Below are 25350 nucleotides of genomic sequence, written 5' to 3' on the forward strand. Positions count from 1 at the left end.
ACCTAGTCGCGCGGCCGAATGACAACCTGCCCCGTCACGCTACGGGCAAACACGTCCGGCCGGTACATGTCTTCCACCGCCACACCCGGCAGCGTGTACTGCCCGGGCGTCACCGCGCGAACGATATAGGCCAGCCGCGCCGGACGTCCCGAGCGCAGGTCAATCGCTGCGACGAACCGGTCATCGCGGGCTTCCGCGATCCGCGGATCATCAATCGTGCCCAGCCAGGCATGAACGCCGTTCGGACCGGCATCCTCGGGGCGCAGGATGGCTTCGATTTCCAGACCGGCCGGCAGGAGATCAACCAGAATGGCCGGAATGGTGCGCTGTTCGCTCGGCGCCAGTTCAATATCGATGATCAACCGGTCGCCCTGGACCAGTTTCGTCAGATCCACCGACGTGCCATCCATGGCCCGAATTCGTTTGGCGACAACAAGTTGCTCGGCGACCGCCGCCGGGGCTTCGAGGGTTTCGCCATGGGCAATCTGGGTCACCCAGACCGGGTTGATGCCGCGATTCACGAAGCCCGTGGTGGCGGTCAACTCGCCCGGCGTCAGGAGGAATTCCCGCTGCCCCGGCACGGCATCGCCGACAGCGCTTTCGATGGCCAGCGCTTCTGTACCGGCTGACAATGCCTGGGCCGCCAGGAGAAGGAAGGCCTTCTCCTGGGTCGTCAGACGGCCGGGCTCGGGCAGTTCGATGGCGACCCGCTCGGCGAGACGGCCAACCAGATCGCTCTCATCCGTCTCGGCGGCCAGCGCCAGAACACCCGCCAGATCGCGCCGCGACGTCTGATACCAGTCGCCCGGATTGGAGTAACCCAGAGCGGCTTCGGCGTGCAGGAAGGCATTATGCGAACGCGCGCGGTCGCCGATCATGAACAGCGCCGCACCAATCTGGGCGCGGGCCAGCGGGCTTGAAATCGCGTCGAGCCGTTCGTCATGCATATAGCGCAGACGCGAGCGGTCGGCGCGACCAGCGCGTGCCAGCACATAGAGTGCATAAGCGGCGCTCCGGTCAGACAGGCGTTGCGCAGTATCGGTCTGACCGACCCAGCGATGAACCGTGGATTCATAGCCCGAGGCGCGCCACAATTCCTGCGCTGCGACATGTTCGAGCGCGGCATAGGCGCGCTCCATTGCCGCGTCCGGAACCGTGTAACCGGCCATCTTGGCGCGTGCGAGGAAATCAACGACATAAGCGCCAAGCCATGGGCTCGCGCTCCGATCACCGACCCGCCACAAGCCGATCGTGCCATCTGCGGCCTCGCGGCTCAGCAGCGTCGAAATCGCTTCCTGGATCTGCACGCGGGTCTGATCGAAGCCGTCCGCACCGGACAGAGCGGCCAGCCCCTGGGCGTAGAGCAAGGGCAAGGCCCGGCTGGTGATCTGTTCAGTACAGCCATAGGGGTAGCGGCTCAGAGAGCGCAGCAAGGCATTTTCGTCCAGCGGCGTCGCCGAAAAACTGACCGACACCTCGCTCGAGCCCGGCAGGAAGGCCGCCAGTGTCGAGCTGTCGAGTGACCAGCTTTCACCAGGTTCGACACGGCCCCGCACCACCACGGATGACGGCAACCAGGCCGAACGCACTTCGATCGGATAACTACGCGACACGGCAAAACCGGCCGGCCCGTCGACACTCAATCCCACCTCACCGATACCGGCATCGGCACCATTGACGGGGTAGCGCCGGTCGATGCGGGCACCGCTGGCCAGTTCGATCTCATCTTCGCTGTCAGCATTGACGGCCCCGGATGCGTTGATCGCGGCGACATAAACGCCGGCAGCGCCTTCGACATTGTCGATGGTCAGCGTCGTCATGCTGGAATCGCCGGGCGCCAGGAAGCGTGGCAGGATCAGCTCGGCCGGAACTTCATCGCGCACGGTCAGCGGCTGTGAAGCCTGGCCCAGTCCGGTGCCCGACCAGGCCACAGCCATCAGGCGAAGCTCGCCGTTGAAGTCGGGAATGTCCAGCGTCACCGTCGCATTGCCGGCGCGATCGAAGGCGATCGGGCCGGAGAACAGCGCCACGGTGCGGGTCGGCACGACGGTCAGTCCGGCACCGCCGATCTGGTCGCCGCCGGTGCGCACAGGCGCTGCAGCCCCCTGGTTGGGGTCGAGCAGACGGCCGTAATCATCGAGCAGATCGACGGCCAGCGAGGAGCGCCCGAAATACCAGCCAACCGGGTCGGGTGAGGCGAAACGGGTCAAAGCGAGAATGCCCTCATCGACCGCCGCAACGGTCACCCAGGCGCCGGCGCGAACCGGCCCTGTCGCACTGATTCCGATGTCGAGCGGCTGACGCGGACGCGCCACCTCCGGCGCATCGAGGCTGAGTGCGAGCTCGCGATCGCCGGTATCGACGGCGAGATAGGTCACGCCGACAGCCCGGCGCGGCCGTGGCTGCGCCACAGGATCACGCGGGGTGAAGACGGAGACCATCGCATAGGCACCCGCGCCCCATTCCTCGGTGACGCGGAAGCTGACTTCAACGCCCTGCTCGGGCACGGAAATGGACTGCGTCGCCAGCACGCGATCGCTGGCAATCACGATCTCGGCTTCGCCCGCATAGGGCGGCAAGATACTGATCGTCGCCATCTCTCCCGCAGCGACAGGCTGGTCAGGTCCGGCGAGGCGGACACGGTCAGGCGCGTCATCACCGGTCGAGGAGGTGCGCCCCCAGCCAACCCAGAAATGCGTGCTGGCCGAAATACCGGATTCGATGTCGGTCACCACCAGCTGGTAATCGCCCCAGGACAGCGCGGCCGTATCGACCTGCGAAACAGCCTCGGCCGAGAGCGACGCAACACCGTCTTCGACGACGACGGAGTTCTGCGTCCGGCGCCAGCGCCAATTGCCACCCTCTGTGCGGTACCAGTCATAATTCCAGTCGGTGCGGATGACTTGCCACTCGACCCGGGCCGCGCGCATTTCACCGAGCGCATTGAGGCCAACCAGCTCGAAGGTAGCCGCACGGTCATTGCCGAGCCGGCCATCGAACTGGGCATCAAGGCCAAGATAAAGGTCGCGCGGACGGTAGGGAATGCGCACATCATCGGCGACCGGACGGCCGCCCGGCTCGATTGCCGAAATCACCGTGCGAATTCGCAACGGCGCGGTGCTGCCCTCACCCTCGCCTTCGGGATTGATCCGCAGCACGGCATGGCCGGCTCCGTCGGCGACCGTGTCCTGCAAGTCATGGCTGGTCTCGCGGAAGCTCTCATCATAGCGACCGAAGGAGAAACGCGCATGATCCGGGAAAGGATTGGGATCGACCTCGATCCGGATCGTGCCCTCAACCGGCAGACCGGCACCGGGCGCGCCGTAGAGAAAACGGACATCGGCCTCGACATCGCGGACCTCACCGGCCCGCAGCGGCGTTGTGGTATCGGCGCTCAGATCCAGGGCAATGCGCTGCGGGACAAAATCCTCGACCGAAAAGCGCGTCTGGGCGATCAGGCCATAACCGTCGAGCATGGCATCAAGACGCCATTCGCCGCGCGCGGATTCGCGCGCCAGATCATAATCCCAGAACACGGTGCCGCCGATCGGCGCACCTTCAAAACGCTGACGTGCGGCCTCGATACCATTGGGCCCGTACAGCACCAGATCGCCGGAACGATTGGAGATCGACACCGCCTGGGCATCGCGCAGCATGGCGGCGATATGGACCTGCTCGCCGGGCCGGTAAATGCCGCGATCGAGATAGAAATAACCGTCCGCGCCTTCGCTGCGGTCACGGCCGGCAATGTCCTGCCCGCTCAGATCGACAGGATTGCGCTGCAGATCGAGCACGGCGAAATCATTATCCGCGCCATAGGCGGTCAGCAGGCGGGGCGTATTGCCATCCTCACCGCGCATCAGCGGGCCAGCGAAGCGGGCACGCCCGTCCGCATCGGTCGTCGCCGTGCCGAGAATTTCATTGCTGCGCGCCACCAGTTCGACGCGCACACCGGGCACGGGCTGCGCCGTCTGCAGGGATCGCACGACGTAATCAATGCCATCGCGGCCACGATAGGCGGTCAGGGCCAGATCGGTGATGACCAGCCAGCGGCTCGAGCGCGCCGGGACGTGGTAGTCATCCTCGGCCTCGGCAGCATCGCTGACCTGGATGTAATAGGCGCCGGGACGCAGGCGCCCGATCGTTTGCGCCAGCGGGAAAACCGTGGTGACCGGTGCGTTCAGCGTACCGGCCGTGTCCATCTGGCCCTGCCAGAGACGTTCGGCGACCGGGAACGGGCTCTCGTCCTGGGACTGCCAGTCATACTCGTCGAATCCGGCGCTAAAGCCTGATGTGATCGAGCGGAAAGCCAGGGCGCGATCGGTGACGCGCCAGACCGTGACTTCGACCGTATCGACATTGACGGTCTCGATAGCCAGGCCGTCGGCTTCCAGTCGTGGCAGAATGACACCGTCACCGGCGATACCGACATAGGCCGGGCGATCACCGAAATCGATTTCGATCTGTTCGCCGGCGCGCAAGCCGCGGCCATCAGCGGAGGGCAAGCCTGCACGCAAGGTGACCGATTGCCCCTCGCCGAAGGCGAGCCCGCCCAGGCAGAGCGACTGGCCGCTGACAGCCATCGCGACGGGGCGTTCCGGCTCAAGGGCGACATAGGGTTCGTAATCGGCCTGCGGATCGAGTGGCTGGGTAAAGCCGAGGCAGAGGCGGGGCGCATCGCCCTCGACATCAATCTCATAACGCAGGAAGGCAAAATCGGAAGTGGGCTCAGTGACAGCGCGTGCCGCATCGGCCGGGCGTGTCTCGAGCGAAGGCCCCTGCACACTCGTGTCCGGCCCGGAACACCCGATCAGACCTGCAGCCAGAACCAGAGCCGCAGCCCCCTTGCGCCAATTCAACATAGCAACATCTCCCCATTCCCAATCCGATTCATCATAGCGCCAGAGCGGGACTTCCGCACGATATATTCCGGATCCGGCCCCGAAATTCCTGCCAATTCACAAGACGCTAGCCGATCTCGATGCCGCAAAACGCCGCGATCGCGCGCCAGGGAATAGTCGCCGAAGCGACACCGAGCGCGACAATCACCAACCCGACACCGCGGCGCAGGCCCGGCCGTTGTGACAGACGCATCAGAAGCTGGGCGCCAAAGGCCGCGCCGACCACCGCCGGCACGGTGCCAAGCCCGAAACCGGCCATGATCATCGCCCCACCGCCGGCCGAGCCGGACAGCATGGCATAGAACAACGCCGCATAGACCATGCCGCAGGGCAGGAAACCCCAGACAAAGCCGGCCAGCACTGGACTGGCTGTCGCAAGCGCGCCGCCCAGGGGCGCCCGCAATGCTGAGACGACACGCGTGCCGAGACGGTCCATTCCGGCCAGGCTCGGAGCCCAACCCGCCACGGAAAGTCCGATATAGACCAACGTCACCGCGCCGGCCCAGCGCAGGAGAAAATGTGCCTCGGCGCGGTCGAAGGAAAAGTACACGCTCGACCCGATCAGACCGACAATGGCCCCGGCCAGGATATAGGCACTCACCCGGCCGAGCTGTGCGAGAAGAAGGGTGCGGGTCCGCGTCGAGGTTTCGCCGTCCGGCGACAGGGTCAGCATCAGCCCCGACGCAATGCCGCCGCACATGCCGGCGCAGTGCAGGCTGGAGGCAAAACCGGCGAGCAGGCCCCCGGCGAGACTTAATTGCGTAATCGGGTCCATCTAGGCGTCCTGGCAGGCGGTGTTGTGGTCAAAACCACAATAGGCCCAATTAAAGTGTGGCATAATCCCGCGAACCGGGGAAACATGAGACCAGGCATTCTGGAGCGCATGACGTTATGATCACACTGCAAAAAGTCCGGCGCGACGCGCCCTGGAACTGGCTCAAGGCCGGCTGGGCCGACATGATGCGAGCCCGGCGCGTCAGCCTGGCCTATGGTCTGATTTTCGTCGGGATCGGCGCGCTGATCACGGGCGGGCTCTGGGCCCTCAATCTCGGCGCCGTGGCGCCGGTCGCGCTGAGCGGTTTCGCGCTGATTGCTCCAGCCCTGGCGATCGGGATCTACCAGGTCAGCCGCGCGATCGAGCGCGGTGAGGCCCCGCGCTTCCGCGTGATCATTTCGCGTTTTCCCGACCGCATCACACAGATCGCCTTCCTGTCCCTGCTTCTGCTCCTGTTGCTCATGGCCTGGCTTGAGATCGCGCAATTCATGTTCGTCATCATCGCGCCCGGCACCCCGCTTTCGCCAGGACCTTTCCTGGAATTCTCCCTGTCCGAGCCGGCCGGCATGACCCTGCTTGTACTCGGCACTATTGTCGGCTCCTTGCTGGCCGGTATCGCCTTCGCCATTTCGGCGATCGCTTTCCCGATGCTGGTTGACCAGGACGTCGATGCCGTAACCGCGCTGGTTGCCAGCGTCACTGCGGTGCGCCGCCAGCCCTTCGTGATGTTCACCTGGGCCTGGCTGATCGGTTTCATGACCGTCGCCGGCACCGCCTTCTTCCTGGTCGGACTGGCGCTGGTCTTCCCGTGGCTGGCTCATGCCAGCTGGCATGCCTACAAGGACTTTGCCCCGTCACCCTCATCCTCGGCCTCTGCAGGCTGAGGCCGCGGCTGCAGCGGTTTGTCGTCATCGATCAGGATGCGCTCGCCGGCGCCGTCGAGATCCTCGAACTGGCCCGATTTCAGGCTCCACAGGAAACCGACCAGTCCGAGAAATCCCAGACCAAGCGCAATGGGTATCAACCAGATCAGTGCATTCATCGGCGTGCGAGCCTCAAGGCGTTGAGTGTGACCAGAATTGACGACCCGGACATCGCGATCGCGGCGATCAGGGGCGTGACCATCCCCATGACCGCCAGCGGCACGGCGATCATGTTATAGCCCGCCGCGAGGGAGAAGTTCTCCAGCACACGCCGCCGGGCGGAGCGCGAGATATCAAGCGCCGCCAGACAACCGGTCAACTTGTTTCCCTGCAGGACGAAATCCGCGGCCGCCTGGGATATCTCCGCCGCTGCGGCGAGCGAAATCGAGGCGTCGGCGGCGGCCAGGGCGGGCGCGTCATTGATGCCGTCACCAATCATCAGCACCTTGCCGCCTTGCGCCTTGAGCGCTTCAATACGGGCGATCTTGTCCTGCGGTTTCAGCTCGGCGGTCCAGGTGTCAATTCCAAGCTCGCTGGCGATCGCTGCGACCGGCCCGGGGCGGTCGCCGGAGAGGAGTTCGATCCGGCAGCCGCGCCGGCGCAAACCGTCAATCGTCTCGCGGGCATCGCCGCGCAAACTGTCCTGAAAACGGAAACGGACCGGCTCGCCCTCATCGACGATCAACCAGGCTTCCGAGTGCGGATCGTTCGCCGCATCAATCCCGAGCCAGCGTGCCGAGCCAAAGCGCAGGCGCTGGCCGTTCTCGATACCGTCCAGACCGCCGCCGGCGATCTCGCGCACATCCCGGGCTGCAGGGCCCATGCCCGCGGCATCGGCGACAGCGCGCGACAGGGGGTGATGGCTGGTCCGGGCCAATCGCGCGGCAAGCTCCAGCATGCCGGCCGGCAATGCCTCCGGCTCGACGAGGCGCGGACGGCCCTCGGTCAGGGTCCCGGTCTTGTCGACCACGACCGTATCGACCTTCGCCATCCGCTCCAGAGCATCGCCGGACTTGACCAGCACGCCAGCCTTGAACAAGCGTCCGGAGGCGACGACATGAACCGCCGGCACGGCCAGACCCAAGGCGCAGGGGCAGGTGATGATCAAGACGGCAATGGCGTTGATGATCCCGATCCGCAAATCACCGCCCAGCACCGCCCAGCCAATCACAGTTGCCAGCGCCAGCGAATGCACCAGTGGCACATAGAGCCGCGCCGCCTGGTCCGCCAGGCGCACAAAATGTGATCGGCTCTGTTCGCCGGCCTCGACCATCCGGGTGATCTCGGCGAGCAGGGAATTATCGCGGTCGGCACTGGCTCGCACCACCAGCTTGCCGTCCAGGTTGAGCATGCCGGAGAAGACCTGCACGCCGGGCCGGGCCTCGACGGGCGCGGTCTCGCCGCTGACCAGTGAACCATCGAGCGCCCCCTCGCCCTCGATAATCACCGCATCAACCGGGACCCGGTCACCCGCGGCCAGGATCAGGTGGTCGCCGGCACAGACATCACGCGCCGGAATGGCTTCCATCGCTCCGTCACTGCGCAGACGATTGGCGGTCGCGGCCTGCATCGCCGCCAGCCCGCGCGCGGCCTGGCTGGCCTTGGCGCGCAGCCGCATGTCGAGAAACCGCCCGATCAGCAGGAAGAAGAGCAGCATGGCGGCAGCGTCGTAATAGGTCTCGCCATGGCCGATGAAGGTTTCATAGATCGAGAGCCCGCAGGCCAGCAGTACGGCGAGCGAGATCGGCACATCCATATTGACGTGGCGATGCTTGAGCACCGACCAGGCCGAACGGAAAAACGGCTGGCCGGAATAGGCGACCGTGGGCAGCACGATCAGGGCCGAGATGCGGTGCATCAGGGACTGCATCGCCTCGCTCATTTCCAGCCCGCCGGACCAGACCGAGATCGAGAGCAGCATGACATTCGCCATCGCAAAGCCGGCGACGGCCAGCGCGCGCAACAGGCGCCGCTCGTCTTCCTTCTGCGGATCGCTCTCGTTTTCCGGCTCATAGGGCGTGGCCGGATAGCCGATTTCGCCGAGTTTGGTGATAAAGCCGCGCGCCGCCGACGCCTCACCGCGCCAGACCAGGGCCAGACGGCCGGTGGACAGGTTCAACCGCGCCTGCTCGACCCGCTCATCGGCGAGCAGGCCCGCTTCGATGCGGGCGATGCAGCCGGCACAGGTCGCACCACGCACCAGGAGGTCCAGATGCGAGCGGCCGTCACTCCGGCGTACAAAGGCCTGGGGGTCGGCCTGGCCCGCAGTGGAGCCGGGCATCGCAGCGATCAGGGCAGCCACAACTCGTATTCCACCTCGAACGGCGCATCGCCGCTATTATTCACCCGCACCCGCCAGCGGCCGGCCATCTCGCACGCAAGCTCTGCCCGATACAGGCCATCCTGCCCTTCGACGAAGTCCAGCGGGCACGCGGTTGTGGTGTCCGGGTGGACCATTTCGCCGCCCAGCGACAAACCGGGAACCGGACGATCCGCCGCATCGGCCACCGCCAGAACCAGTCGACCATCAACGGCATTGAAACTCGCCGTCCAGCCCAGTTCGACCTGGCGGCGGCGCGCTTCAAGCGTGTCATTGTAATGGATGCCCTGGACGTAGGAGCGCGGCACATCCTCGCCGGGGAAGGTCTGCAGTGCGAGCGTGATGAAAGTCGCATTGACGCCAATCGTGACGCCGAAAAACATCAGGATCATCACCAGCACATGCCAGCCGCGCAGCGGGTTGAGGAAAGATTTCATTCGGCCAGCCCCGTTACCAGAACCGATCGGGTCTGTGCGCTTTCGCCCGTAGCCGGGTCGAGGACACGAAACATGATATCCTCGCGCGGCACATCAACCGCGCCCGGCGGCAAGGTCAGGTAGATGACGAAATCACGGGTCCGGTCGGCCTCGACATTCAGGCGCATCGGTGTTTCGTCGGCAGCGCCCAGAACCCGGACGATCAGGGCCGGATCCCCGTCAACGACCAGTTCGAGGGCGCGCGGCGCATTGGCCTTGTTGACCACTTTGACGGTGTAGCCATTGCGGATCGATCCGTCGGACAGGCGGACATAATTGGGATTGCGATCACGCGCGGCATTGAGGTCCAGCTCGGTCCGGTTGAGCAGACCGGCCAGCATCACCGCGGCGACCAGAACCAGCGCGACGGCATAGACCAGGGTTCGAATGCGCACGAAGCGATAACGCGGTTTCTCCCCGGCCTGGAAACGGTCGATATTGTCATCGGTCTCGTAGGCGATCAGCCCGGTGGGGCGATCAACCTTGAGCATGACATCATCGCAGGCATCAATGCAAAGGGCACACTGAATACATTCCAGTTGCGCCCCGTCGCGAATATCAATCCCCATCGGGCAGACGGCGACGCATTGCATGCAGTCGATGCAATCGCCGCGATCATCCCAGGGGTCGTTTTTCTTGTGGGCGCCGCGCGGCTCGCCGCGATCAATGCGATAGGTGACGTTGAGCGCTTCGCGATCCGTCATCGCCGCCTGGATACGCGGCCAGGGACACATATAGGTGCAGACCTGTTCGCGCATGGTGCCGGCGAGAACATAGGTGGTGAAGGTCAGTCCGGCGAAGAAGAGATAGGCCGAGATTTCGGCCTGACCGGTGAAGAAATTCGCCAGCGTGTCGTAGGCATCGTGGAAATACAGGATCCAGGCGCCGCCCGTGGCCGCCGCGATCACCAGCCAGACGGCGTGTTTGCTGACCTTGCGCCAGGCCTTGTTGAAGCTCCAGGGCGCACGGTCGAGCTTGATTCGCGCATTGCGATCCCCCTCAAAGGCGCGCTCGACCATAATGAACAGATCGGTCCACACCGTCTGCGGACAGGCATAGCCACACCAGACGCGCCCGAACAACGCTGTCACGAGGAAGAGGGCCAGCGCGGCCAGGATCAGAAGGCCGGTGATATAATAGACTTCCTGCGGCCAGATCTCGATGAAGAAGAAATAGAAACGCCGGCCGGCGAAATCGATCAGGACCGCCTGGTCCGGCGCGTCAGCGCCGCGGTCCCAGCGCAGGAAGGGCACGAGATAATACACCGCCAGTGTGGCGGCCATGACCACCCATTTGACGAAGCGGAATTTGCCGTGCGCCAGCTTGGGATAAATCGGCTCGCGCTTCTTGTAGAGCTCGCGCTCCTCGGCCGCATTGACCGCCTTGGCTTTCGATCGGGTGATCCCGGGCGCCGCCATGCTCCGTTTTTGGTTATCAGACATGGCGGCGTTAAATCCGGTTGGTGGGGTTTAGGCGATGCGACTTACTGACCCGTGGGACTGCTTGCCGCAGCCTCACCGCCGCCCAGCAGGTAGACATAGGCTGCGAGAGCATCGATGGTGGTGTCATTGAGGCGGCCTTCCCAGGCTGGCATGACGCCATAGGGGCCACGGTAGATCGTGGCGATGACCTGTTCGCGCGTGCCGCCATAGAGCCAGTCCTGATCGATCAGATTGGGCGCACCCTGGCTGCGATCACCTGTCGCATCGGCCATGTGGCAGCTGACGCACTGGCTGGCATAGGTTGCGCCGCCGCGGGCAATCGCGTCAGCCGGGCGGTCCTGCCCCGACAGGGAGAGGACGTAATCGGCCACATCGCCGATCTCCGAGCGGGTCAGCAAGCCATCGCGGCCATAGGCCGGCATTTGCGAAAAATGCGTATCGAGATGCTCACTGCGGACGCCGTAGCGGATCGTGTTGCGGATCTCGTCATAGCTTCCGCCCCACAGCCAGACATCATCATTGAGATTGGGATAGCCGACGAAACCCTGCGCGCCGGAGCCGTGACAGGTCGAGCAATAATTGCCGAAAGCCGCATCGCCGGCGGCGCGGACGAAACCGAGCAGGTCAGGGTCGTCCTCGATCGCGTCGATCGACGTGCCACGCAGACGTTCGAAACCTTCAGCCCGCGAGGCTTCCAGATCGAGCATGGCGGCGGCGACATTGGCGCGCTCGGAGTTGTTGCTCAGGCCGCGCGTATGGTCGCTGCCACTGCCGGACAGGCCCGGCAAGGCCGGAATGGCCGGCAGGAAGACCATATAGACTACGCCGATCACGACGCAGGCATAGAAGGTGTACAGCCACCAGCGCGGCAGCGGCGTGTCGAGTTCCTTGATCCCGTCCCACTCATGGCCGGTGGTTTCGGTTCCCGAATGCGCGTCGGTTTCGCGGTTTTCCTCGTGATCAGACATGGGCCTGGTCCTCGCTGGCACTTTCGATAATGGGTTCATCGCTGTCATTGAGGGGCAGACGGGCCGCCTCGTCGAAGCGTTGCTGGTTTCTGGGCCACAGCGCATAGGTCAAAGCGCCGGTGAAGAGCGCAACGAACAGCAACATGCCCCAGGTCTGTGCGAAACTCGCGAGTAGAGAATACATGGTGCGCCCCTATCTCAGATTTTGATCGGCTTCGGCCTCATAGGTGGAGAAGTCCACCATAGTGCCGAGCACTTGCAGATAGGCCACCATCGCATCGAGCTCGGAAACCCGACCCGGATTGCCGTCGAAATCGCGCAGGGTCGCCCCGGGATAACGCGCCAGGAAGCCGTCATAATCCGATGCATAGGGATCGAGTTGGGTGGTGATATCCGCCACCGCCATTTCGATCATCTCATCGCTATAGGGCACGCCGACGGCGCGCAGGGCACGCAGATTGGCGGCGACATTGTCATAATCCAGCGTCGAATGTTCCAGGAAGGCATAGGCCGGCATGATCGACTCCGGCACCACCGAGCGTGGATCGCGCATATGGTCGCGATGCCATTCATCGGAATATTTGGCACCGACGCGGGCCAGATCCGGCCCGGTCCGTTTCGAGCCCCACTGGAAGGGGTGGTCATACATGCTCTCGGCCGCCAGCGAGTAGTGGCCATAGCGTTCGACCTCATCGCGCAGCGGGCGGATCATCTGCGAGTGGCAGTTATAGCACCCCTCGCGGACATAGATGTCGCGTCCCAGCTGTTCCAGCGGCGTATAGGGCCGCATGCCGTCGACTTCCTCGATCGTCGAGTCGAGATAGAAGAGCGGCGCAATCTCGACAATGCCGCCGATCGAGACCGTGACGAGGATGCCGACGGTGAGGATGAGCGAGTTCTTTTCGAACAGCTTTTTGTGGAGTTCGCTCCACAGGCTTTTGCCCTTTGACATAGCCATCTCCCCCTAAGCCGGAATTTGCGCGGGTTGAGGCGATACCGACTCATCCGCTTCGGTCACATCGCTCCGGATGGTGCGATAGACATTGTAGATCATGATCAACGCACCGGCGAGATAAAGCAGGCCGCCAACCGCGCGGATGATGTAGGAAATATGCATCGCCTCAACAGTTTCCACGAAGGAGTATTCCAGGAAGCCGAGCGAGTTATAGGCGCGCCACATCAGGCCCTGCATGATGCCGGCAACCCACATCGAGGTGATGTAGAGCAGGATGCCGAAGGTCGCGATCCAGAAGTGCCAGTCGACCAAAGCCTTGGAATACATGCCGGCCTTCTTCCACAGCCATGGCACGAGGCAATACAGCGCCCCGAAAGAGACAAAACCGACCCAGCCGAGCGCACCGGAATGCACGTGGCCAACGGTCCAGTCGGTATAGTGGGACAGCGCATTGACGGCGCGGATCGACATCACCGGACCTTCAAAGGTCGACATGCCGTAAAACGCGACCGAGATCACCAGCATGCGAACGACCGGGTCGGTGCGCAGCTTGTCCCAGGCGCCCGAGAGCGTCATCAAACCATTGATCATCCCGCCCCAGGACGGCATCCACAGCATGATCGAGAAGGCCATGCCCAGCGTCTGCGCCCATTCCGGCAGCGCCGTATAGTGCAGGTGGTGCGGGCCAGCCCAGATGTAGATGAAGATCAGTGACCAGAAGTGGATGATCGACAGCCGGTAGGAATAGACCGGCCGGTTCACCCGTTTCGGGATGAAGTAATACATGATCCCGAGGAAGCCGGCTGTCAGGAAGAAGCCAACGGCATTATGGCCATACCACCACTGGGTCAGCGCGTCCTGGACCCCGGAGAAGAGCGAATAGCTGTGCGAGCCGAAAAAGCTGACCGGCACGGCCAGGTTATTGATGATGTGCAGCATCGCGATGGTGACGATGAAGGCCAGGTAGAACCAGTTGGCGACATAGATGTGCGGTTCCTTGCGCTTCCACAGCGTGCCCAGGAAGACCAGCAGATAAGCGACCCAGACCAGGGTCAGCCAGATATCCGCATACCATTCCGGCTCGGCGTATTCGCGCGACTGGGTGATGCCAACGAGATAGCCGGACGCGGCCATCACGATGAAGAATTGATAACCCCAGAACACGAACCAGGGCCAGATCCCGCCGGCGATGCGCGTGCGGCAAGTGCGTTGGACCACGTAGAAGGAGGTCGCGATCAGGACATTGCCGCCGAAGGCGAAAATCACCGCCGAGGTATGCAGCGGGCGCAGCCGGCCAAAGCTGGTAAAGCCCCAATCCTCGATATTGAGGATCGGAAAGGCGAGCTGGAAGGCGATGATGACGCCGACCAGAAGGCCTGCAGCGGCCCAGAAGAGCGAGGCAATCACCCCGGCCTTGACCAGATTCTCGTTGTATTCGCGCTCGTCGGTCTCAACCCCGCCGCTCGTCACACTGCCAACCAGCAGGAGAAGTCCGGTGAGGAAGCCGCCAAGGATCAGCCAGGACTGTCCCTTCATGGCCGCGTCCGGCGCGAACGCCGCCGCAAACAGAGCCCAGAGGGCCCCCAATACGGTGATCAACAATACGATGACGGTGCTGAAATCCAGCCCGCTGCGAGTCAGTGTCTGCGGCGATTGCATCAATGCCCCCGATGATTTGGCCAGCTCATGGCCTGTTTATCGCGCGATTCCACAAAATCGGTATGGCAATTTGTCGCGTCCGGGTCTGAGGCGTTGAAAACACACGCCTTCACAGGGCTAGAGGGCCCTGCAACGCCCCTGAATAACCGTGCCTAAACAAGCAATTGCCTCACGCAACCTCAATAGTCGGCGAACTCGGCCCGGAACCCATTTTGCCGCAGTGCCGCATGCACCCGGTCCATATGGGCCGCGTCCTGAGCCTCCAGCGAGATGTCGATATAGGTCACCTTGGCCGGCAGATCGGAGAAGGTCTTGTGATAGGCGACATCGGTGACATTGCCGCCGGCCTCCGAGATGATGTGCGATACCGAAGAGAGCTGGCCGGGCACATCGATCAATTCGATCCGGAAACGCGCCAGCCGCCGCGACCGTGCCAGATCACGCAGCAGGAGCGAGGAGAGCAGCCGGGTATCGATATTGCCGCCCGTCAGCACCAGGCCGACGCGCTTGCCGGCAAAGCGTTGCGGATGTGCCAGGACTGCCGCGAGCCCTGCCGCCCCGGCCCCTTCGGGCAGAACCCGCAGCCGCGTCAGAAACAGGTTGAGTGCCCGTTCGATCGCCCGCTCATCGACCAGCAGCACATCATCGAGCATGGCGGTCATGATCCGCCGGGTCAGCGCGCCGGGCTCACGCACAGCGATGCCTTCGGCCAGAGTCATGCCCCCGACCGGCCGATCGCCGCCGTGAAACAGATTATGGAAGGCAGGAAACAAGTCCGCCTGCACCCCGACAATTTCAATGTCCGGCTTGATTCGCTTGGCGCTCAGCGCGACCCCCGAGGCCAGCCCGCCGCCGCCGATCGGTACAATGATCACATCGAGATCGGGTTGGTCGGCGAGCATCTCCATTGCCACCGTCCCCTGCCCCGCCATGACCAGCGCATCATCGAACGGGTGAACAAGGACCGCGCCCTCAGCCGCGCAATAATCCCGCGCCAGCTGGCTGGAAGCATCGAAATCGGCGCCTGCGAGCTGCACCGAGGCGCCAAGGCTGCGCGTTGCATTGACCTTGATCGCCGGCGTCCCGACCGGCATGAAAATCACCGTCTCAATGCCGAGCAATCGCCCGTGCCGGGCCACCCCCTGGGCATGATTGCCGGCCGAGGCCGCGACCACACCGCGAGCGCGCTCGTCTGCGCCCAGGCTCATCAGCTTGGCATAGGCCCCGCGCTCCTTGAAGGATCCGGTCGCCTGCAGATTCTCCAGCTTGACCCGGATATCGCAGCCGGTCAGCTCGCTCAGGGCTTCGGCACTCTGGCAGGGCGTGTGCAGAACGCCCCCCATGCCCCGGGCATGGCAATCGGCGGCAAAATCAAATTCGGCTGTAAATTCATTGGTCATGGCGGGCTCACTTGAAAATGGTCTGGGGAAGACATCAGGGTGAGGCCATAAAAAAACCTCGCCCGGTTGGAGCGAGGTTCGGTCTGCGGCGGCATCTCGGAGATGTCAGGCAGGGGCGAGTGGCGCTCCGGTCAGGCTCTGTCCGATAATAATCGAAATCAGCGCAGCGAGGCCCAAACCGGCAAAGGTCAGCCGGCGGGCGCGAGCCCGGTTATCATCTGCAATCTGAAGCGCGTGTACGCGGGCCATGATCTGCCTCAAGAAGAGTGCGGGTCCAGACTGGCCGCGCGCGGCGAAAAAGTCCAGCGCCGCCCTGCATTTGCAGGCCTGACTGCGATAAATCGACCGATTTCCCGGTTTTGCGCAAAATTCATGCGCCGATTGCCCGCCCTATTCGGCCGCCTCGAGTGCGGCGACGTGCTGAGCGGCATCGCCGACCCGTCCGAATTTCATCGCCCCATCTTCCAGCTTGCCGAAACGGATGGTCAGCATGTCGAGGACATAGTTCTGATAGGTGCGCCAGGGTGATTTGGTCCCCTGTTGAGGCAATTGCGACATCGCCCTTTGCACATAGCTCGAGGAGAAATCGAGCATGGGTACGGTGTCCAGGTCGGCCGGCAATGTCGGAACGCAATAATCATGGCCCTTCGCCGCCATGTGGTTGAGCAGGCGGCAAACCCGCTCGCAGGTCAGGTCGATCTTCAGCGTCCAGGAGGCATTGGTATAGCCGAAGGCAATCGCGAAATTGGGCACACCGCTGAGCATCATGCCGCGATAGGTGACCTTGTCGGCGGCGCGAACCATCGCACCATCGACGCTCAGCGTCATACCGCCCAGCAATTGCATTTCCAGCCCGGTCGCAGGGATGATCAGATCGGCCTCGATTTCCTCACCGGATTCCAGCTTGATCCCCGTTTGGGTGAAGCGCTCGATCCGATCGGTGACGATCGAGGCAGAGCCATCGGCCAGCACGTCAAAGAAATCACCGTCCGGTGCCAGGCAGAAGCGCTGATCCCAGGGATTATAGCTCGGCGAGAAATGCTTTCTGACATCGAAATCACGACCAAGACGGATGCGGATTGCCTTGAGGACCTCGCGCTTGACCAGATCGGGATAGGATTGGGAGAATTGATAGATATAGATGTTCAGCAGCACATTCTTCGCCCGCGTCACCGAATAGGCGATCTTCTCCGGCAGGATCTTGCGCATAAAATCGGCGAAGCCGTCGCGTGAGGGCCGCGCCGCGATATAGGTCGGCGAGCGCTGCAGCATGGTCACATGCGCCGCCGTCTCAGCCATCGCCGGCACCAGCGTCACCGCCGTCGCGCCGGAGCCGATGATCACCACCTTCTTGCCGGCATAATCGACATCCTCGGGCCAGAGCTGGGGATGGATGATGGCGCCCGGGAAGTCCTCCATGCCCGGGAAATCGGGCATATAGCCATGCTCGTAGCGGTAATAGCCCGAGCACATCATCAGGAAATTACAGGTAAAGCTCGTGCGTTCCCCGTTTTCGCCGCGCTCGGTGCGGACCGTCCAGCGTGCCGTCTCGCTATCCCAGTTGGCGTGCGCCACGCGAGTCCCGAAACGGATTTTTTCCTCAATCCCGTTGCGCTGCGCCGTATCCGATACGTATTCGCGGATCGCGGGGCCATCGGCAAACACCTTGCCATCCGTCCATGGCCTGAAGGCAAATCCAAACGTGTACATGTCGCTGTCGGAGCGAATACCCGGATAGCGGAACAGATCCCAGGTCCCACCGATCGCATCACGCGCTTCCAGGATCGCGTAGCTGCTGTCCGGGGATTTCGTCTGCAGGTGATAGGCCGCAGCAATGCCGGAGATCCCGGCCCCCACGATCAGGACATCAAAGTGTTCGTCGGACATGAATGCGCTCCCGCGACGCTGATCGCCGCCTTGTCGAAAAAAGTGAACACTGTTCGCTGTGGCAACGCAAGAGGCACGCGGGACAGGACCATGACGTTTTGATGCGAAATTCCACCAGGCACCGGGGCTCAGAATCCTGACCGGAACGATTGGTTTTCTGTTGCAACGCCCGCTTTGGTCATATATCTAGGCGATGCAACCTTAGCTAAAACAAGGGAGACGATCATGGTAGAGTCAGTTTCAAATCGACGCGCCGAACCGACCGGAATCAAGCTCGATGACCTCGAAGTGTCCGTGACCCCGCCGGTGGCGGATCTCGATGTGCTTGAGCCCAACATTACACTGGTGATCGCCACCGTAGTGCTGGTGCTTTGCCTCTAGTTCATTCCATCAGACGAGGAATTCCCATGACCAGCAAAAGCCAACTTCTCTCGGGCAATGATCAGGCGACCCTGCGCGAGCTTATCCAGGTCGATAGTGTCAAACAGGCGATGGGTGGTTTCCTGCGCCAGCGACAGCAATTGATCTCTGCCCTCACCCAGGCTGCGACAGCCGCCGGCAAGACCCTGACCTTTCCTGAAGGCGACACCACCGCGCTGATCCAGACGGTCGTTGCGGCCACGACATCTGCCGGCGACCCGGTCGATGCCAGCAAAGCCAATCAATGGCTGCAAAAAGAATATGGCATGACCCACCACACATTGAGTTGAGCGGCGGCGGCCAGCCCCGCGCTGGCCAAGCCATCATCAATCGCCCACGCCATCCCGCCCCGGGAGAAGGCGTGGGCGCAAGTGGGGAGGTTTGCATCATGCCCATGCGCAAGAAAGACGAGAAGCGACTTCAAGCGATCCCGGCACTGGCGCGCTTCAATGAGGCGATCGCAGCACTTGTGGAGACCGGGAAGCCGGACACATTCTGGAAACTGCGTCCCGCCTATGACGCCCTGCTTCAATCGACATTCCTGACCGAATTGCTGCAACACGAGCTCACCGCGCTCAATGAGGACCCGGCCTACATCCCGATCGGCGGATTGACCGAGTTCGACCTGGCTGTTCTGGAAGACCCGCGAGCCACTCTGGCGGTTCGCGTCGTCGAGCCCGAGGCGGCGCTCTCGCAACGGCTCTTCAGTCGCGCCGAACACTGCCTCATGAGTGTGGCACCAATAGCCAGCGCCGGCCCCGTGCATTATCAGGCCTATCTTCAGCCGGAGCCCTTCCCCAGCCACACGCTGGACCCGGCCAAGCGATTGCAGGACCTCGGAGACGCCTATCTGCGGCCGGGCGAGACGCTCGCATTCCGCGCGGGATATGACATCTGCCGGCTCCTGCCCTTCGAGGCTCCGTCAATACTGGTTTTCCTGGTTTCCGAGAAATCCCAGGGCCTGCAATGGCAATACGATACCGACACGCTTTGCCCTGACCGGGCGATCGCCGCATCGCCCGTGGCATCGCGCCTTCAATTCACTGCCCGCATGTTGTCCGAGATGGGCAATGACGACTCGGTCACCGCTCTCAAAAGCCTGATCGCGCACGGCGATCACTATGTGCGCTGGGAGGCCGTGCGCGCCATTATGAGGCTGAGCTATCGTGACGGCCTTGCCGCACTCGATGCTGTCCGGTCCGACCCCCATCCCCATGTTCGCAATGCCGCGCGCAAGGCCCTCGCCAGTCTGGCGGCGCAATATGGCGAGCTGGCCTGATCGCGAACGCACAACCGCCCCAACCCGGAAAGCCGAACTGCCATGGCCATCACCCTCCAATCCGACCGCACCGATACGATCGAGCTCGACGAATATGTCGATTATGTCACCCGCCATGTCGACCCGACCGACACCGATCAGGTCCTGGCATCGGCGCCCATGCTCAAGGCATTGGCGAATAACCGGTCTTTCCTCGTCGACAAGTTCAATCGCGAGCTACAGGACTGGGACACCTTCCAGAGCAGCAATGGTTACTCGTCCCAGACCCTGACACTGGGTTCGGGCAACAAGTTCTTCATTCGCGCCAATATGTGGGCGCCGCCAACCAATCCCGGCGAGGTCTGGGACTGGGAGAGCAAGCTGTTTGCCTACGCCAAGGCCCATGACCACAATTTCTCCTTCATCACCGTCGGCTATCTCGGATCCGGTTACGGGACGTCAATCCACGAATATGATCCCGAGAGCATACGCGGCGAGGTCGGTGAACATGTCGATCTGCGCTTCCTGGAGGATACCAGCCTGCCGCAGGGGAAAATGATGTTCTACCGTGCGTCCCGAGACATCCACAGCCAGACGCCGCCAGAGGAGTTTTCGATTTCGCTCAACTTCATGTGCGTGTCCCGCGAGGTTTCGACCCGCGAGCAATACTGGTTCGACCTCGAGCAGAGCATCATCACGGGGCGGGTCCAGAATCCCGGCTCAACGCGCGTCATGTTCTGTCACCTGGCCAAGCATATTGGCGACGGGCGGACCGTAAACCTGCTGGAATCGATCGCGTCCGGTCATGCCTTTCCGCAAGTACGTGTTTCGGCCTATGACGCCCTTGCCGCCCTCGAATCCGGACACAGGGCGCGGATTTGGACCCGGGCGTTGACCGATTCGAGTGACCTCGTGGCCATCCACGCCCGCCGCGAGCTTGCCCAGCTTGAGGTCGCCGGCTAGAAGCCGGGCGGCAATCGGCCCGCGCGTTTCAGACCGACCCTCGATCGGAGTCCCATGCCCCTGCAAAACCGCGTCACGCCGTTTGGCGAGATTCTGGCTCATCCGGCGCGCGGCACGCTGATGGGCAATCGCGGCTGCCTGCATGATGCACATCGCCAACTCGGTACCCGGCGCTGGGCGCACCAGGCCTGGGTGATTTGCCGCCTCAACTTCAAGCACTGGCATCGCACCATCATGAAGCCGGGTGTCTATACCGAGCTCTTCTTCACCGATGAGGCCGTCGCCCTGGCCGCGGGTCACCGCCCCTGCGGCATGTGCCGCCATGATGATTACATCGCCTTCCAGCAGGCCTTTGGCCGCGCCCGACCGGAACTCGGTGAACGGCCCTCGCCGGTGGCCATGAATCGCCTCCTGCACGCCGACCGTGTCGAACCACGCAGCCGGAAGCAGCTCACGCACCGATCCCTCTTCGAATCCCTGCCCGATGGCGTGTTCTTCACGTTACCCGACAGCGACGAAGCCCTCGTTCGACAGCGAGACCGTGTTTTCGCCTGGAGTTTTGAAGGCTATCAATCCCGGCTGATCGAGCTTTCCGGTGAAGTCTGTGTGCTGACACCCCGGATCATCGTCGATGTCCTCAGGGCCGGTTATAGGGCGGCAGAGATCGCCCCTCAGCTCCGGGCACCAGTGTCTGCATTCATGGCCGCCCGAAAGCCGGCCTCGACATAGTCGTCCACATCCTCGGGCACCGCCTGACCGGGTAAATAGAGCCGCACTGCGCCAAGGGGAAATGCAACCATGCCCATGCGGCAGGCCGCAAGTGAATGGCCCGATTTGCCGGCATGCGCCTGCAAGGCGGCCGCGACCTTGTCATTGATGGTCCGCACAGTTTGCAAGTTCGCCGGCGGCGTCGCCGGAGCGATGAAGTCGACCTGCCGGCAGCAACACAGAATAATGGCGCGGTCGCGCTGCTCGCGACAGAAGCGGGGCGTCGCCAGGGCGGCTTGCAGGCCAGCCTCCTCATCTCCTGCCGCCAGGGCCGCGAGAAACCGGTCCTGAAAGGTCGAAACAGCATCGATCCAGGCCTGCGCCAACAAACCCTCCCTTGAGCCATACCGGTGATAAAGCGAGCCGATCGAGATTCCGGTTGCGGCGACCAGGCCCTGCAGCGTGACAGCGCCTTCGCTCGCCAATTGAGCACCGGCGGCAGCGAACACGGTCTCGTCGCGAATGGTTGACAGGCGTCCCATTCGGGAAACATATAATAGAATGCAAATTCTAGTAAAGCGCTAATCGCCGCGCCGGAGCCGACGCCACCATGACATTTATTCTGATCGCCGCCACCGCTGCCGCCCTGGTGACCTTTGCCGTCCATACATTTGTTGGAGGGGTTTTCGTGGCCCGGCCACTACTCGCAGACACCGGCCTGCCGCCTGTCTCGAAATGGCTGAATTACTATTGCTGGCACATCACCAGCGTATTGATCATCTTCATCGCTGCGGGCTTTCTCTGGCTCTCCCTCCACCCCGGAGAGCGCACGCTCCTGTTCGGGCTGTCTGCCCTGAGCGCGACGCTCTCCGGCCTCAGCATTGCCGTCGGCCTGAAAGCCGCGATCAACCCGCTCCGCTTCCCCTCTACCTCCCTCTTCGCGCTGATCGCAGCGCTGGGTTGGGGCGCGTTCCTGCTGCACTGAACAAGGACATTCCCGATGCTGCTCATCGCCGCCACTCTCCTGCTTGCCGTCAGTGCAATGCACTCAATTGTCGGAGAAATTCGCTTGCTCCGACCGCTCCTGCGACTTGACCGACTGCCGGTCATTCTCGGCAGTCCCGAGATGACCCGGACAACAATTCGCGTCGCCTGGCACCTCACCTCCCTCATCTGGCTCGGCATGGCTGCACTCCTGGTCCGCCTGCAACAGACCCCGATGGATTTCGCCGCCTGTTTTCTCTGGGTCATGACGGCCATTTTCACCGCCTCCGGCCTCGTTGCGCTTGTCGCCTCGCACGGCCGGCACTTGTCGTGGGTGTTTTTCCTGCCCGTCGCCGCGCTCTGCGCACGCTTCGCCTCGGGCCTGTGAGCGGCAGGGCCGCGGGTCCAGCCTGAAAACTGGAACCGCGCAACCGATGTGCTAGGAAAGTACAGGAATGCAGATTTCAAGCGGCGGTCCATCCGTCCACACACAAGGGTCTTTCATGTCAGACGCATCGCTCGCCGCACTCGGCTGGTCAGACTATTTCGCGACCCAGCTTGAACCGGGCGAGATCGAGGCGACGCCGCCGGCACGGCTGTGCGATGTCCATCGCGACCGGGTTCAGGCGATGACGCCGGACGGTGAAATCACCCTGACCCTGCCCGGCGACATGCAGGTCGGCAATCTGGCCGTCGGTGACTGGGTATTGGTCGACCCGTCCGAGAACCGGATCGTGCGGGCGCTGGAACCGCGCTCGGTCCTGCGCCGCCGCGCCGCCGGCACGGTGCTGATGCACCAGCTGATCGCAGCCAATGTCGACACGCTGATCATCGTCACCTCCTGCAATGCCGATTTCAATCCGGCCCGGCTCGAGCGCTATCTCACCCTGGCCGCCAGTAGCGATACCGAGCCATTGATCATCCTGACCAAGGGCGATCTGGTCGACAATGCGGATGATTATGTCCGCCAGGCCGAAGCCCTGTCACCGCATGTCAGCGCGATCACACTCGATGCCCGCGACCCGGCAGCCCTCGATCGGCTGTCCCCCTGGCTCAAGCCCGGCGCCACCGCGGCCCTGGTCGGCTCGTCCGGGGTTGGCAAATCGACCATTCTCAACGGGCTGACCGATGAGACCAGCGAGACGCAAGGCAATCGCAAGGGTGACAATAAGGGCCGCCATACGACGACGGCGCGCAGCCTGCGCCCGACCCGTTCCGGTGCCTGGCTGATCGATACGCCGGGCATGCGCTCACTCGGCATGAGCGAGAGCGGTGACGGGATCGACCGGGTTTTCTCCGATCTGACCGAGCTGGCCACGACCTGCAAATTCTCCGATTGCGCCCATCAATCCGAGCCCGGCTGTGCCATCCAGGCGGCGATCAAGGCCGGTGAGATCGACGCCGACCGTTTCCAGCGCTGGGAAAAACTCCTCGCCGAAGACCGTTACAATTCGGAAACGCCATCGGAGGCACGAGCCCGCAAACGCGGCTTCACCAAGAAGGTCAAGGCGAGCGTCCAGGGCAAGCGCGGACGGCCCGGCTAAAATGACCGGCTATGTCCCGGCCGCAGAAATGCGCTAGAGTGACCACTGGAGCTTGATTTCCGGGGGGCATGTCATGCGCAATATTCTTATCATTCTGGGCCTGATCATTCTGGCCGCACTGGCGCGGATGGCGATTGTCATCATTCCCGCCTCGGGCATGATGGCCGAGCTGACACCGGTGACACCGGGCCAGTGCACGGCGCTGGACATCGGGCCGGGCACGGAGGACATCACCGTCAATCCGGCCTCCGGTCTTGTCTTCGTATCCAGCGACGACCGGCGCACCGGCGAGCGCGGCGGGATCTACGCCTTCGACCTCAATCAGGGCGACAGCGTCTGGGAGGTCTCCGGTGATGCGCCGGCCGATTTCCACCCCCATGGCATCAGCCTGTGGACCGGCGCCGATGGCAGCCAGCGCCTCTTCGTCATCAATCACCGCGCCGGATTCGATACGGCTGACGGTGCCCACGCGGTCGAGATTTTCGATGTCGGCGAGAATGGCATGCTGAGCCATGTCGAGAGCATCAGCCATGAGGCGCTGCTGTCGCCCAATGACGTGCTCGCCGTCGGCCCACGCAGCTTCTACGCCACCAATGACCGCGCCTATCATTCCGGCATCATGGCCAGTCTGGAGGCCTATTTCGGCCTGCCGCTCTCGAGCGTCTCCTATTTTGACGGCACGGATGGCGACATGGTCGCCCACGGCATTGCCTATGCCAATGGCATCAATATCTCCGCCGACGGCAGTGAGGTCTATGTCTCCGAATTGCTGGCCCGCCGGGTTCGGGTCTATGACCGCGATGTGGAGAGCGGCCAGCTGACCGCCAATCGCGCTTTTGCGGTACCCACCGCGCCGGACAATATCGAGGTCGATGAGCGTGGCGATCTGTGGATTGGCGGCCATCCACGCATCTTCGACTTCGTCGCCCATGCTGCCGATGCCAGCGCCATGGCGCCCGCCCATGCCATTCGGCTTAACCCGCTCACCGGCGAAACCGAGACGGCCCTGCTGGCGATGGATGGCAGCCTCAACGCCTCCAGCGTCGCCGCGATGCGCGACGGCGTGCTGCTGGTCGGCGCGGTGTTTGACGGCCATGTCCTGGTGTGCGGTACCGATTAACCTTGGCCGGTCCGCCCGCCTGCCAGCGCCGGCCATCGTTCGCAGGCCATGCCGTCATGATCGGCATCAAGCCATGACCAATAGCCCGGCTCACCGCGCCGCGCCGGCGCCAATTCCATGGCGCGGGCGGTGTCGCAATCCTTGCTGGCCGCGAGATGACGCAATGTCGTCGGCACTGGCCACGGGCTCAGGCTCGCGACCGTAAACCAGGCCAGCCCCAGCACGGCGCCGATGACCACGAGCCGCAGGCCCCAGACACGGATGATGTGATCCACGCGCTGCCGGCGCATCGCGCGGGTCGAGACGGCGCGAAGCCGGTTCCTGAGACGTGTGGCGTGGCGATCCCGATCCGGGCGCAAGTCAGCCTCCTGTTTCACCCTCGGCCAGGCGGGATGCACAGCCGCCGCAGCCTGCCGGGACCGCAATGGTGGCGCGGTCCCGTTAACAAAATCCTGTGCCCTCACCGGCTGCACGAAAATCTCCACGCGGCTCGCCGCTGGAGGGATAAGGGACCTCCCTGGGATGGGAGGGTGCGGGACGCCGGCGAATGCCGGTAACCGGTAATGTAAGTAGCGTGACATTCGAGACGTCCCGCACGTGCAGTTTTCCCGTGGCGTCTCCACCGCCGTTTCCAATCCAGAAAGGTA

25 protein-coding genes are annotated in these 25350 nt (G+C 63.2%); 10 read left to right on the forward strand and 15 right to left on the reverse strand.

Going from position 1 to position 25350, the window contains the following annotated elements; all coding sequences use genetic code 11:
- Nucleotides 1-2: 2 nt before the first annotated feature.
- Nucleotides 3-4862 carry an alpha-2-macroglobulin family protein gene (locus tag BLT42_RS14170; RefSeq protein ID WP_091771828.1) on the reverse strand — a complete coding sequence of 1620 codons (4860 nt, stop codon included), beginning with the start codon at nucleotides 4860-4862 and terminating at the stop codon, nucleotides 3-5.
- 106 nt (nucleotides 4863-4968) lie between these two features.
- Nucleotides 4969-5676, reverse strand: a complete 708-nt coding sequence (locus tag BLT42_RS14175) for a sulfite exporter TauE/SafE family protein (RefSeq protein ID WP_233342523.1) — start codon at nucleotides 5674-5676, stop codon at nucleotides 4969-4971.
- Nucleotides 5677-5792: 116 nt separating this feature from the next.
- On the opposite strand from BLT42_RS14175, the gene BLT42_RS14180 reads away from it, so the two are divergent.
- Entirely contained in the window at nucleotides 5793-6560 is a 768-nt protein-coding gene (locus tag BLT42_RS14180; RefSeq protein ID WP_091771829.1) for a DUF2189 domain-containing protein, read from the forward strand.
- Here the strand turns inward: BLT42_RS14180 and ccoS are convergent.
- From ccoS to BLT42_RS14230, 11 genes are all read right to left on the reverse strand, one after another.
- Nucleotides 6512-6718, reverse strand: a complete 207-nt coding sequence (ccoS, locus tag BLT42_RS14185; protein ID WP_091771830.1) for a cbb3-type cytochrome oxidase assembly protein CcoS — start codon at nucleotides 6716-6718, stop codon at nucleotides 6512-6514. The two genes, BLT42_RS14180 and ccoS, sit on opposite strands and share 49 nt — an antisense overlap.
- Nucleotides 6715-8901 (reverse strand): heavy metal translocating P-type ATPase, encoded by a 2187-nt coding sequence (locus BLT42_RS14190; RefSeq protein WP_233342524.1) that lies wholly within the window; start codon nucleotides 8899-8901, stop codon nucleotides 6715-6717. The genes ccoS and BLT42_RS14190 overlap by 4 nt, the downstream gene beginning before the upstream one ends.
- A complete protein-coding gene (locus tag BLT42_RS14195; protein ID WP_091771831.1) occupies nucleotides 8889-9356 on the reverse strand; it encodes a FixH family protein in 468 nt (155 codons plus the stop codon). The genes BLT42_RS14190 and BLT42_RS14195 overlap by 13 nt, the downstream gene beginning before the upstream one ends.
- Nucleotides 9353-10837, reverse strand: a complete 1485-nt coding sequence (ccoG, locus tag BLT42_RS14200) for a cytochrome c oxidase accessory protein CcoG (RefSeq protein ID WP_091771832.1) — start codon at nucleotides 10835-10837, stop codon at nucleotides 9353-9355. The genes BLT42_RS14195 and ccoG overlap by 4 nt, the downstream gene beginning before the upstream one ends.
- 41 nt (nucleotides 10838-10878) lie before the next feature.
- Complete coding sequence (gene ccoP, locus BLT42_RS14205; RefSeq protein WP_091771833.1) at nucleotides 10879-11805, reverse strand: cytochrome-c oxidase, cbb3-type subunit III; 927 nt, start codon at nucleotides 11803-11805, stop codon at nucleotides 10879-10881.
- Nucleotides 11798-11989 (reverse strand): cbb3-type cytochrome c oxidase subunit 3, encoded by a 192-nt coding sequence (locus BLT42_RS14210; protein WP_091771834.1) that lies wholly within the window; start codon nucleotides 11987-11989, stop codon nucleotides 11798-11800. The genes ccoP and BLT42_RS14210 overlap by 8 nt, the downstream gene beginning before the upstream one ends.
- Before the next feature lie 9 nt (nucleotides 11990-11998).
- Nucleotides 11999-12757, reverse strand: coding sequence for a cytochrome-c oxidase, cbb3-type subunit II (ccoO, locus tag BLT42_RS14215; protein WP_091771835.1), 759 nt, complete (start codon nucleotides 12755-12757; stop codon nucleotides 11999-12001).
- Nucleotides 12758-12769: 12 nt separating this feature from the next.
- Nucleotides 12770-14419 carry a cytochrome-c oxidase, cbb3-type subunit I gene (ccoN, locus tag BLT42_RS14220; RefSeq protein WP_091771836.1) on the reverse strand — a complete coding sequence of 550 codons (1650 nt, stop codon included), beginning with the start codon at nucleotides 14417-14419 and terminating at the stop codon, nucleotides 12770-12772.
- Nucleotides 14420-14598: 179 nt separating this feature from the next.
- Nucleotides 14599-15819: a threonine ammonia-lyase gene (locus BLT42_RS14225; RefSeq protein ID WP_091771837.1), complete on the reverse strand. Its 1221-nt coding sequence runs from the start codon at nucleotides 15817-15819 to the stop codon at nucleotides 14599-14601.
- A 105-nt stretch (nucleotides 15820-15924) separates the two neighbouring features.
- Nucleotides 15925-16068, reverse strand: a complete 144-nt coding sequence (locus BLT42_RS15160; protein ID WP_176780382.1) for a hypothetical protein — start codon at nucleotides 16066-16068, stop codon at nucleotides 15925-15927.
- 141 nt (nucleotides 16069-16209) lie between these two features.
- The gene (locus BLT42_RS14230) at nucleotides 16210-17706 is read right to left on the reverse strand and encodes a flavin-containing monooxygenase (RefSeq protein ID WP_091771838.1); all 1497 of its coding nucleotides are present in this window, start codon (nucleotides 17704-17706) and stop codon (nucleotides 16210-16212) included.
- 225 nt (nucleotides 17707-17931) lie between these two features.
- On the opposite strand from BLT42_RS14230, the gene BLT42_RS15165 reads away from it, so the two are divergent.
- From BLT42_RS15165 to BLT42_RS14255, 5 genes are all read left to right on the forward strand, one after another.
- The gene (locus tag BLT42_RS15165) at nucleotides 17932-18087 is read left to right on the forward strand and encodes a hypothetical protein (protein ID WP_176780383.1); all 156 of its coding nucleotides are present in this window, start codon (nucleotides 17932-17934) and stop codon (nucleotides 18085-18087) included.
- 26 nt (nucleotides 18088-18113) lie between these two features.
- A complete protein-coding gene (locus BLT42_RS14240; protein WP_091771840.1) occupies nucleotides 18114-18416 on the forward strand; it encodes a hypothetical protein in 303 nt (100 codons plus the stop codon).
- A gap of 98 nt (nucleotides 18417-18514) precedes the next feature.
- Nucleotides 18515-19405: a HEAT repeat domain-containing protein gene (locus BLT42_RS14245; protein ID WP_176780384.1), complete on the forward strand. Its 891-nt coding sequence runs from the start codon at nucleotides 18515-18517 to the stop codon at nucleotides 19403-19405.
- 42 nt (nucleotides 19406-19447) lie between these two features.
- Nucleotides 19448-20347: a hypothetical protein gene (locus tag BLT42_RS14250; protein ID WP_091771842.1), complete on the forward strand. Its 900-nt coding sequence runs from the start codon at nucleotides 19448-19450 to the stop codon at nucleotides 20345-20347.
- 54 nt (nucleotides 20348-20401) lie between these two features.
- Nucleotides 20402-21076, forward strand: coding sequence for a hypothetical protein (locus BLT42_RS14255; RefSeq protein ID WP_176780385.1), 675 nt, complete (start codon nucleotides 20402-20404; stop codon nucleotides 21074-21076).
- On the opposite strand, the gene BLT42_RS14260 is transcribed toward BLT42_RS14255, so the two are convergent.
- Nucleotides 21019-21597, reverse strand: coding sequence for a TetR/AcrR family transcriptional regulator (locus BLT42_RS14260; protein ID WP_091771843.1), 579 nt, complete (start codon nucleotides 21595-21597; stop codon nucleotides 21019-21021). The genes BLT42_RS14255 and BLT42_RS14260 overlap by 58 nt on opposite strands.
- A gap of 68 nt (nucleotides 21598-21665) precedes the next feature.
- Between BLT42_RS14260 and BLT42_RS14265 the strand changes: the two genes are divergently transcribed.
- The 4 genes from BLT42_RS14265 (at nucleotide 21666) to BLT42_RS14280 (ending at nucleotide 24703) form a co-directional block, all read left to right on the forward strand.
- Nucleotides 21666-22040, forward strand: a complete 375-nt coding sequence (locus BLT42_RS14265; RefSeq protein ID WP_091771844.1) for a hypothetical protein — start codon at nucleotides 21666-21668, stop codon at nucleotides 22038-22040.
- Nucleotides 22041-22181: 141 nt separating this feature from the next.
- Nucleotides 22182-22427 (forward strand): hypothetical protein, encoded by a 246-nt coding sequence (locus tag BLT42_RS14270; protein WP_143024172.1) that lies wholly within the window; start codon nucleotides 22182-22184, stop codon nucleotides 22425-22427.
- 115 nt (nucleotides 22428-22542) lie between these two features.
- Nucleotides 22543-23583 carry a ribosome small subunit-dependent GTPase A gene (gene rsgA / locus BLT42_RS14275; RefSeq protein WP_091771846.1) on the forward strand — a complete coding sequence of 347 codons (1041 nt, stop codon included), beginning with the start codon at nucleotides 22543-22545 and terminating at the stop codon, nucleotides 23581-23583.
- 73 nt (nucleotides 23584-23656) lie between these two features.
- Entirely contained in the window at nucleotides 23657-24703 is a 1047-nt protein-coding gene (locus BLT42_RS14280; protein WP_091771847.1) for a strictosidine synthase family protein, read from the forward strand.
- Here BLT42_RS14280 and BLT42_RS14285 read toward each other — a convergent pair.
- Nucleotides 24700-25062 (reverse strand): excalibur calcium-binding domain-containing protein, encoded by a 363-nt coding sequence (locus BLT42_RS14285; protein ID WP_233342525.1) that lies wholly within the window; start codon nucleotides 25060-25062, stop codon nucleotides 24700-24702. The genes BLT42_RS14280 and BLT42_RS14285 overlap by 4 nt on opposite strands.
- Nucleotides 25063-25350 lie beyond the last annotated feature (288 nt).

This window comes from Maricaulis salignorans, assembly GCF_900103475.1.
GTDB lineage: Bacteria > Pseudomonadota > Alphaproteobacteria > Caulobacterales > Maricaulaceae > Maricaulis > Maricaulis salignorans.